The sequence below is a fragment of the Mesorhizobium sp. Root157 genome (genome assembly GCF_001427385.1).
Taxonomy (GTDB): Bacteria; Pseudomonadota; Alphaproteobacteria; order Rhizobiales; family Rhizobiaceae; genus Mesorhizobium.
The window spans coordinates 1-7,602 of sequence record NZ_LMGJ01000026.1 but is presented as its reverse complement, the minus strand read 5'-3'; the positions used below and the strand labels follow the sequence as shown (position 1 = coordinate 7,602).

The 7,602-nt window shown below is 58.2% G+C and carries 14 protein-coding genes and 1 pseudogene; 6 read left to right on the top strand and 9 right to left on the bottom strand.

Annotated features, from left to right (window positions below; all coding sequences use genetic code 11):
- Positions 1–61: 61 nt before the first annotated feature.
- The 3 genes from ASD64_RS14085 to ASD64_RS14075 all read right to left on the bottom strand — a co-directional run bounded on the left by ASD64_RS14085 (position 62) and on the right by ASD64_RS14075 (position 1,727).
- Positions 62–616: an RES family NAD+ phosphorylase gene (locus tag ASD64_RS14085; protein WP_056106051.1), complete on the bottom strand. Its 555-nt coding sequence runs from the start codon at positions 614–616 to the stop codon at positions 62–64.
- Entirely contained in the window at positions 613–999 is a 387-nt protein-coding gene (locus ASD64_RS14080) for a hypothetical protein (RefSeq protein ID WP_056106049.1), read from the bottom strand. The genes ASD64_RS14085 and ASD64_RS14080 overlap by 4 nt, the downstream gene beginning before the upstream one ends.
- 218 nt (positions 1,000–1,217) lie before the next feature.
- Positions 1,218–1,727, bottom strand: coding sequence for a nucleotide-binding protein (locus ASD64_RS14075; RefSeq protein ID WP_274533363.1), 510 nt, complete (start codon positions 1,725–1,727; stop codon positions 1,218–1,220).
- Between ASD64_RS14075 and ASD64_RS14070 the strand changes: the two genes are divergently transcribed.
- Positions 1,727–2,287 carry an amidase family protein gene (locus ASD64_RS14070; RefSeq protein WP_162249078.1) on the top strand — a complete coding sequence of 187 codons (561 nt, stop codon included), beginning with the start codon at positions 1,727–1,729 and terminating at the stop codon, positions 2,285–2,287. The genes ASD64_RS14075 and ASD64_RS14070 overlap by 1 nt on opposite strands.
- Positions 2,288–2,320: 33 nt before the next feature.
- On the opposite strand, the gene ASD64_RS14065 is transcribed toward ASD64_RS14070, so the two are convergent.
- Positions 2,321–3,565, bottom strand: coding sequence for a type II toxin-antitoxin system HipA family toxin (locus ASD64_RS14065; protein WP_056106043.1), 1,245 nt, complete (start codon positions 3,563–3,565; stop codon positions 2,321–2,323).
- A complete protein-coding gene (locus ASD64_RS14060; protein WP_056106053.1) occupies positions 3,558–3,875 on the bottom strand; it encodes a helix-turn-helix transcriptional regulator in 318 nt (105 codons plus the stop codon). Before ASD64_RS14060 ends, ASD64_RS14065 begins: the two co-directional genes overlap by 8 nt.
- A gap of 127 nt (positions 3,876–4,002) precedes the next feature.
- Between ASD64_RS14060 and ASD64_RS14055 the strand changes: the two genes are divergently transcribed.
- Positions 4,003–4,206, top strand: coding sequence for a hypothetical protein (locus tag ASD64_RS14055; RefSeq protein ID WP_056106041.1), 204 nt, complete (start codon positions 4,003–4,005; stop codon positions 4,204–4,206).
- Positions 4,207–4,518: 312 nt separating this feature from the next.
- Here the strand turns inward: ASD64_RS14055 and ASD64_RS22065 are convergent.
- From ASD64_RS22065 to ASD64_RS21055, 3 genes and pseudogenes are all read right to left on the bottom strand, one after another.
- Positions 4,519–4,629: pseudogene (locus ASD64_RS22065) on the bottom strand (DUF2249 domain-containing protein); the annotation flags it as partial.
- A 212-nt stretch (positions 4,630–4,841) separates the two neighbouring features.
- Positions 4,842–5,123 (bottom strand): DUF6455 family protein, encoded by a 282-nt coding sequence (locus ASD64_RS22060; protein ID WP_413813605.1) that lies wholly within the window; start codon positions 5,121–5,123, stop codon positions 4,842–4,844.
- Between the two features lie 131 nt (positions 5,124–5,254).
- Positions 5,255–5,416 (bottom strand): hypothetical protein, encoded by a 162-nt coding sequence (locus ASD64_RS21055; RefSeq protein WP_156460158.1) that lies wholly within the window; start codon positions 5,414–5,416, stop codon positions 5,255–5,257.
- A gap of 240 nt (positions 5,417–5,656) precedes the next feature.
- On the opposite strand from ASD64_RS21055, the gene ASD64_RS14040 reads away from it, so the two are divergent.
- From ASD64_RS14040 to ASD64_RS21050, 3 genes are all read left to right on the top strand, one after another.
- Positions 5,657–5,854, top strand: a complete 198-nt coding sequence (locus ASD64_RS14040) for a hypothetical protein (RefSeq protein ID WP_056106035.1) — start codon at positions 5,657–5,659, stop codon at positions 5,852–5,854.
- A gap of 192 nt (positions 5,855–6,046) precedes the next feature.
- The gene (locus ASD64_RS14035; protein ID WP_056106032.1) at positions 6,047–6,700 is read left to right on the top strand and encodes a Ku protein; all 654 of its coding nucleotides are present in this window, start codon (positions 6,047–6,049) and stop codon (positions 6,698–6,700) included.
- Positions 6,701–6,733: 33 nt separating this feature from the next.
- On the top strand, positions 6,734–6,910 hold the full coding sequence (locus ASD64_RS21050; RefSeq protein WP_156460157.1) for a hypothetical protein: 177 nt from the start codon (positions 6,734–6,736) through the stop codon (positions 6,908–6,910).
- Between the two features lie 77 nt (positions 6,911–6,987).
- Here the strand turns inward: ASD64_RS21050 and ASD64_RS14030 are convergent, their stop codons facing one another.
- Positions 6,988–7,152 carry a DUF3309 family protein gene (locus tag ASD64_RS14030; RefSeq protein ID WP_082550000.1) on the bottom strand — a complete coding sequence of 55 codons (165 nt, stop codon included), beginning with the start codon at positions 7,150–7,152 and terminating at the stop codon, positions 6,988–6,990.
- A gap of 218 nt (positions 7,153–7,370) precedes the next feature.
- Here ASD64_RS14030 and ASD64_RS21045 point away from each other — a divergent pair, with 218 nt between their 5' ends.
- Entirely contained in the window at positions 7,371–7,520 is a 150-nt protein-coding gene (locus ASD64_RS21045; protein WP_156460156.1) for a hypothetical protein, read from the top strand.
- The last annotated feature ends 82 nt before the right edge of the window (positions 7,521–7,602 follow it).

Below are 7,602 nucleotides of genomic sequence, written 5' to 3'. Positions count from 1 at the left end.
CCTTCTGCAGAAGACCGGACCGGCGCTCGAAACCAACGAAACAGCAAACCAATGAACGGGGTCAGTTCTTCACTTCGCCAAAGGGGTCAAATCCTCGATTCGCTTGACAGTCCTGTGGCAGTCGATGATCGGGATCATGGACCGCGACTTGGTCACCTTCGACAAGATTGGCCGGAAAAACCACCAAATTGGTGCCGCCGGCATGACGCAGCGACGGAAATAGGATACCGCGAAGCCCGGCTATGATGACCAAATCCGCGAGCTTCCAGGACGGCGGAACTTTCTTGTCGATGCGAGCGATCTGGCGCCAGGCACAATCCCATTCCCGCCACGCATTGTCCCAGACATCTGGGTCAAACCCCTGCGAAAGGTCGGCGACTTCGGCAAGCGTGATCCTGTAGGCGGCAAGGGTGGCAGGCGGTGTGATGCTGGTAGCCTGCCTGTATTCTTCGAGCGCTGTCTGGGCCGAACGGGACAAATAGAGCGCTTCGACGCCTGGCCGATTGAAACGACCACCGTCGATCGCCGCTCCAGAGCCGCTCGTGGACAGGAAAGCCCATTTGGGTGTCAGATACCGATGATAAATCTCGTCCGGGCCGACGCGGGCGAGCTTCACCCGCGCGCCCCGTTCTCCAAATCCCGGATGAAAGCCAGGACTGCTTCGACCTGGCCGTCGGCGACGAGTTCGGCAGCCGTGCAATGGCCATAGTCGGCGATCGGCTCATTGCGATACCAGTAGATAGCCTTGTCGACGTCGCCGGTGAGTTCGGTCGCGGCCGAAATTACCTTTATCATCTCGCGCATCCGGCCCTGCAGGCGCTCCGATGCGGGATTTCGGAGCGTGTTGCGATGAACTCCCGTCAATTGCGCCAGGTTGGCCACCTTCACGCCAAGTGCCTGCGACAGGCGCTTCGGCGAGATGTAGGGCGTGCGCGGTTCCTGGAGGCTATCGACAAAGCCTGAGACCACCGTGGAATGTACGAGCTGTGCGTGGGTCATGACAAATCTCCGAGCTCTCATACGCACAATATATGCACATTCCAGCGCATAACAAGTGAACAGGGGTTTGGCGCCTTCAAGGGACAACCGTCGCACGCGTAAACTCGACCGCATCATTGCCGAGTTTCAAATCGCCAGGTTCGGGCACCACGCGACCGTTTCTGGTCTCCCAGGCTAAGTGGAAGATTTCGCGCACTTGGGGATCAGGTCGAGCGCTATTAGCCGTTCGCCGGTCCCAGTTCGTTGATGTGATCGCGCAGCTTGTGGCACGCCGGCCCCATCAGCGCCGCACCCTTCACGAGCTTGTACGGGATGGTCGTGACGCCGGCGAGGTCACTCGGCAGCTTCACAACCTTGCCACGCGGTTCCATCAGGATGGCACGTGACTTCCCCAGTCGTCCCATGAACAGGCCCAGCTCAAAGATCACATTGTCGCGCGGAGCCGGCCACATATCGCCGCGGCTTTCGACGAAATCGTCGGCATGAGCGATCGCGACGGCAAAATCGGATTTGTCGACCGCCTCCTCGAGATCGTCGATCTTGTAGCTTGCAACCTTGAAGCAGCCGGCCGTCCATAGGTGCACTGTGAATGGATCATGCTCGAACGCACTTTCAATGTGTCGCTGGCACTTAATTGGAGACCGGAAAGAAGTTGGGGTCCAGCAAGGATTGATCGGTAGCCTCTGGTCGATTTGACCGGGGAGATGTCGGATGGATGGAATGGACATTGAAGCTGGCCGATCCATTGATGACGCATCAGTATCGACATCTCCATGCCCGGCGCCGCGAATTGATGGCGAGTGTCGACACGCGGCTCAACGATTGCGATGGCTTGGTGATGCCGACCGTACCGATCGTCGCGCCGCGGCTTTTCGCAGTGGCAGATCCAGGCGAGGTTGGCCGGATCGGCGCTTTGCTCCTGTGTAACACGGCGCCCTGGAACTTCCTCGACTATGGAGCCCTGACAGTGCCGATTGCGTCGCCTCGCGGGACACTCCTTGCCCACGGGCGCAGGGTTGACACGCTAGTGGCAGTTATTCCAATCCGTCCCGGGTTGGGTAGGCCAGCATTTTCCTTCTGTCTCGTCAGGAAGAGGATGAATTTCTGGATGCATTATTCGAGTGGCGAGCAATCCTTTGTTCGGTCCGTTTTAGCCGAGACAGTGATTGACACGGATAGCTTCACTGGTGCGGGCGTGGAACCACCGAAAGCGCCTAAACTTGGAGACTGGCGTCTCCAGGCGCCGACACGCTCGATCGAGATATCCATCTCAAATCTGCGCAAATGAAGGGGAGCTATCTCGTCGTCGTGATGCCCCTTCTTATTCGGCGCAGGTGCCGAGTGTCGGGGTCATTGTTTTCACATGATCGTCGATCCGCTCCAGCACCTTCTCCGGAATGACGGCCCGTTCTGGAAGATCCCACCAATGCTCGTTAACGCGCTCGACAACCTTCATCACCGTCTTCAGCACGGCCGGCTCCGGCAGCCTTGCACGGTTGGCGAACGCCTTCCATCGCGGTGCAGCAAGCGCCTTAAAGGAGCGTTCGCCGCCAAGCGACAGCCCCATCGCGTCGGTGGGAATATAGGGCACGGTCGACAGGACATCGTAGATCGGCGCAAGTTCCGGCTTGTCGCCATCACCCCGGTAGATCAGCGACCAGTTTTTGAGGTGCATGTCGCCATTGCCGATGATCACCGCCAGCGCCAGACGGCTCACGAATTCGAGCGCGGCCGTCGGCGAGACGGCCGCACTCAGGGCCGAGGCAATATCATGATATGCGGCGCCCTCGTATTTGCGCGAGGGATAAACACCGAAAACCTGCGCGAAATCCTCAATATGGATCCGCTCGCCACGGGCGTCGCGATCGAAGCGTTTGACGAGGAGAACCCTACCGTCCGACAGCGTGTCAAACTCCTTGGGGATCCCTTCGAAATCGGACTTCTCGACAAGCTCTCGCTCGGGCACATTCATGCCGATCGCCGCCGCCAGCGCCAGGTTGGCGAACTCGTTTTCCGAGACGCCGGGGAACGCCGTCGAAGGAAATTTGGCGATATACTGGCCTTGCTCGTCGCCCATCGGCAAGGTCAACCCACCTCCCTTGCCGGTGCTCTTGATCACAGACAGTTTCATCTGCACGCCCGCGAGCGAGAAACGGGCTCTCAGTTTGTTCTTTGAGACATCCTCGACAACCGCCGTCGTGCCATCGCTTGGCAAGACACGCACTGCGCCGGGAAGATCCGCACCCAGCGCGGCCAGCAGATCGAAATCGTTTCCTGCGCGCACATTACTTGCGTGGTGTTTCTCCATCGCTTCACGCAGTTTGTCTTCCGGAAGAAGGTTGGCGAAGAAAGCGGGTAAGGCCCCGTAAAGAGGCTTTGGATCCTTCCGCAATCCTCCGGCCGCCGCGCGAAAAGAAAGGCTTAGGACGGGAAAGCCCTCGGTTGCGCGATAGGCGTCTTCGAAACTGAACGCATTGAAATCGCCAGGTGTCCTGACGATCGTTCCGACCTTCAGATCGTTCAGCAACACGTCAAGAGAGGGGATGGCCTCGGGTGCTTTAAACATTTGGGCCACGATCGTCCTCCTCGGGTTGGGAAACAAAGGCGGGGAAATCGTCGTCGTCATGCGGCCGGAGCAAGGACTTGACGGCAGGCACCATGGACTGCGGGATCAGCATCATCTCCAGGCCTAGGGCGCGGGTGATGTTCATCAGGGTGGTCGCACGCGCCGCGGCTGCGCCAGTTTCGATGTCACGATAGCGGGGGCGGGATATGCCGGCCAGGTCGGCAACCTGTTCCTGCGTCAGCGACGCGGTAAGCCGCGCCTGCTTCAGCAGGTGACCCATTTCCAGCAGGCCCGTGGATTCTGATGGCATGATGATACCTATGCGATTCTTTCCAAAATGATTTGATACGGATAGATATCTTTCCTTTGATGGTGTCAAGGTTTTGATCTGGTTGAAGATCATTTATAGTGTGAATGAAATGTTTGAAGATCGTTGAATGCGCGACGCGCGCGCCTGCCCTGTCGGCGCGCGAACGCAGCGTGAGAAGATCGAGACTGCCCTGCTGTTTCTCGACGATCTCGATGACTTGACGGTGACGGAGCCGACCGCAGCGTCCATTTCGACGTTGCGATGCTGTTCGACAGTGTCGCTGAAATGGCGCAGGAAGGGGCCCGTTCGATGCGTGCTCTTGTCGACCTGACCGGCGACGACACCGAGACTTTATTGCCGAAGCCGGATCAACGCAATGTTCGAGCGAAAAACCAAGTAACCTGTGAGCGGCTTGAGTGCCCGCTCGGCAAACGGCGAGCAGCCTTTTGCCTTGATGATCTGCCTTCCGGCCACCCTGCGATGTTTGCTGCAGGGCGAGCCGGATGTCGGCGAACGGATCAGTGCCCGCCGCACCCGCAGTCCGAGGTATGCGGCCGGTCGATTTCAACGCGCCACCGATCCGGGCCTGTTGCAGATACTCCCAAGAGTATTCGCCCGGATGCCGCATCTCGATCTGGGCCCGGAGCGGGCGCGGATCGTGATCGTTGACTATGACGAGCGAGCCGCCGTGAGCGAGCGCGTCCAGCCTGTCGAAGATGAAGGTGACGCTCGAAGGGCGCGATCGTGCGCGCATCAATGAGGGGCGTGGCGCCCGTTTCCGCAGTCGTCATGTTGTTTGTTCCGCTGCCCCCAGGAACCGATTGCCGGGCGAGGCGGCAGCTTCGGCCCCGGCTGGGCTAAGCTATGCGGACCGTCGATGTTTCTGCTTGTCGAAACGCTAACAAAAGCCGGAAGGGTGGGGTGGCGTAAATGGGTGGATTGTGAAGGGGCGCGCGCCTGATCGCTTCAAGCCTGCGGTCTCATACGGCGACAGTCCTCGAAGAACGACGCATTCGGGCACAACTGTTTCAAATGGGTGGAAGCGCAATTATGCGCCAGTCGGCTGCGGCACTCACGGTGCAACGGGCACGACAGGCAGGTAGCCCGCGCGGCCGCCATTGCGGTGCCCCCGGATTTGCGCGCAGCGAGTACTTGATCGACGTCCATCCGTTCCATGACAAGGTCCATAAGCGCAAACTGACGCCAAACCCTATCTGTCTGCGGCCAATGCTGCGCACCGAACTGCATGACGTCCTCAATGTGCCGGACCAAAAGCTCTCGCACATACTAACCGATCACGGGCCAGAAGTGGCTGTGCCGTCTCGCCGCGTATGCCGCAGAATCACGGCGATAGCTCCTATTATAATGATTGCTGCGAATTATGAGCCCGGCTGATGCCGGCTTTCCTTCTCTTTGATCTTTCGCCGTACCTCTTCCAGCGCAACAGCAAGCAGCGTATCGACCTCCTCCAGCTCCGCCCGGGAATCACAGGAAACGATATAGCGTCGTAAATCTTCGATGGTGCGCCGGACGTGTTGCATGTCTATCTCGTTTGCCTCCGAGTTCAGAGAAACGCAGCAAACCCCATCCGGTGGTCGGGCCGGATGGACGTTCGCCCAAAAAGGGCCCCGCCATCGAGGGGAATGGCGGGGCCCTCGCCTTGTCCGACTGCCGTCAAGTAGTGCAGACACCTGTCCAATTCGTATGAGCGATTTTCGTTCCGAAAAGTTTCGTTGCGGATCAGAGTAAATAATCATGGATTTAGCTCGGAGGAGGGCGGGATGCAGCTACACCAACACGGCGTTGATCTAGTTGTAACCCTTTTAGACGCGGCTGATCAGATTGAGAAACTGAGCCAAAGCGAACTGCAAAATCTTCTGCGCGAAGCAGCCGATGTTATGGCCGACCTGCTTAAACGGGACGTTCCCGAGGCATTGGGAGGTCGTAAGGTGGAACTCCCGCCCGCGCCCAGCGAATGATTACCTTGGGCAGCTTCCTTCATCGACCGGCATGAAACCACGGCCCGGCACCAGGCGACATTCCAAAACATGAACTGGCGGTTGTCGCCGCCCGGTCCCTTCGTCTTCCAGCGCACGCCGCGTGGATGTTCTTCGAGCGCGGAACAAAACTCGGTCCAGCCCGTTCGAATCGCTTCAGAGATGGAGGATAGAATGACAGCGCCGCGTGCTGCCTGGAAAGGTTTTCTTCGGATGGGATCCGTCACCTGCGGAGTCAAGATCGTCGGGGCGATCACCGAGGCCGAAAAGATCAGGTTCAACATTTTAAACCAACAAACCGGCAATACCGTCAAGGTCGCCTACCTCGACGAAGAGGCTGAAGAAGCGGTCGACGCGGAAAACCAAATCAAGGGTTATGAGGTTGGCAAGGGCGACTTCATCCAAATCGAGAAGGACGAACTTAAGGCGCTGAAGCTGTCGTCAGAGCATACGCTCGATGTCGATGAGTTCGTCCCGATGGACGAGATCGACACCCGCTATCTCGAAAAGCCATATTACCTTCTGCCCGCCGACAAGCCGTCGACCGAGCCGTTCGTCAGCAAGCAGGATCCTGAACTGCTGGAAATCGCAAGCCTGCTCATCGACAAGAAACCTACAAAATTCGACCCGTCGAAATTCGATGACCGCTACGAACAAGCCTTGATCGAACTCATCGACGCCAAGCGGAAGGGCAAGAAGCAGCCGAAGGCCGCGCCGGCGCCCCAACCGAAGAACGTCGTCAACCTGGCCGAAGTGCTCCGCAAAAGCTTGCAGCAGGAAGGCGGGAAGGCTCCGGCGAAGAGCGGCGAAAAAAAGAAGGCGGCTTAGGTCGCAGTTCTTGGGTGAAGCGAGGGATGGCCGATGTACATTCATGACGACACCGATATAGCAACGGTCGTCACCACGACAGCAAAAGCAATCCTGGAAGGCGCCCGCCATCTCGGCAAGGCAAACAGGGCCATCAGCAAAGAGCAGACTGGTCAGTTAGAAACTGCGATCAAGGAACTGCAACGCGCCATCGCAACGAGTAAGGGCTGAACGTTCCGACGCTCAGGTGTGGAATGGCGTGCCCCTGACCAAAGGTAACGGCCTCGCAATTCGCACGACTAGTAGCGTTATATCCGTCCGAGAATGGCCAGAATGATCACAATGACCAGCAATAACCCAATGCTCCCGCCACCGAAATAGCCGGTGCCATAGAAGGGTCCTCCACCGAGGCCGCTGAACCCGCCCAACAGAGCAAGCACCAAAATGATTATGAGTATTGTGCCTAAACCCATGGAGAACTTCCTTCTCATGTGCCGGTTGAATGCAAAACAACGTCAACTTCAGACCCGCCGCCTCCTTGGAGACGAGCCTATGACCGATCCCGTACGCCATGGCGGGCAGCGCGATGGAAGGAAACGGACGAATCTCCAGGAAGTTCCAGCCTGGTCGTTGCGGATTATGGAGGATGGGCGTTAGGTTCGGCTGGGAATTGCTCTGGGGAGGGCTTGGGATGACTACGGGGCGCGAACGCTTCATCCGTCAGATTGAGAGTGCAGCCGACCGGGCCGGCATCATGCCGCCCGATGAAATTGCAGCGCTTTTCCGGCGTGCTGTGCTGCGGCTGCGCAATACAGAGGGCCTGGTGTCGTTTGGCACTTAAATGTGAGAATGCGCCGATTTGGTGCAGGTTTGGCACTTAATTGTGAGAATCTTGGCGATCTGATTCTCAAATTAACTGCATT

Excerpts from the sequence above, each read along its gene's own strand:
- ASD64_RS14080 (WP_056106049.1), bottom strand. The coding sequence starts at position 999 with ATGACCCACGCACAGCTCGTACATTCCACGGTGGTCTCAGGCTTTGTC.
- ASD64_RS14075 (WP_274533363.1), bottom strand. The coding sequence starts at position 1,727 with ATGTCCATTCCATCCATCCGACATCTCCCCGGTCAAATCGACCAGAGG.
- ASD64_RS14065 (WP_056106043.1), bottom strand. The coding sequence starts at position 3,565 with ATGTTTAAAGCACCCGAGGCCATCCCCTCTCTTGACGTGTTGCTGAAC.
- ASD64_RS14060 (WP_056106053.1), bottom strand. The coding sequence starts at position 3,875 with ATGCCATCAGAATCCACGGGCCTGCTGGAAATGGGTCACCTGCTGAAG.
- ASD64_RS14055 (WP_056106041.1), top strand. The coding sequence starts at position 4,003 with ATGCGCGACGCGCGCGCCTGCCCTGTCGGCGCGCGAACGCAGCGTGAG.
- ASD64_RS22060 (WP_413813605.1), bottom strand. The coding sequence starts at position 5,123 with ATGCAGTTCGGTGCGCAGCATTGGCCGCAGACAGATAGGGTTTGGCGT.
- ASD64_RS21055 (WP_156460158.1), bottom strand. The coding sequence starts at position 5,416 with ATGCAACACGTCCGGCGCACCATCGAAGATTTACGACGCTATATCGTT.
- ASD64_RS14040 (WP_056106035.1), top strand. The coding sequence starts at position 5,657 with ATGCAGCTACACCAACACGGCGTTGATCTAGTTGTAACCCTTTTAGAC.
- ASD64_RS14035 (WP_056106032.1), top strand. The coding sequence starts at position 6,047 with ATGACAGCGCCGCGTGCTGCCTGGAAAGGTTTTCTTCGGATGGGATCC.
- ASD64_RS21050 (WP_156460157.1), top strand. The coding sequence starts at position 6,734 with ATGTACATTCATGACGACACCGATATAGCAACGGTCGTCACCACGACA.
- ASD64_RS14030 (WP_082550000.1), bottom strand. The coding sequence starts at position 7,152 with ATGGGTTTAGGCACAATACTCATAATCATTTTGGTGCTTGCTCTGTTG.
- ASD64_RS21045 (WP_156460156.1), top strand. The coding sequence starts at position 7,371 with ATGACTACGGGGCGCGAACGCTTCATCCGTCAGATTGAGAGTGCAGCC.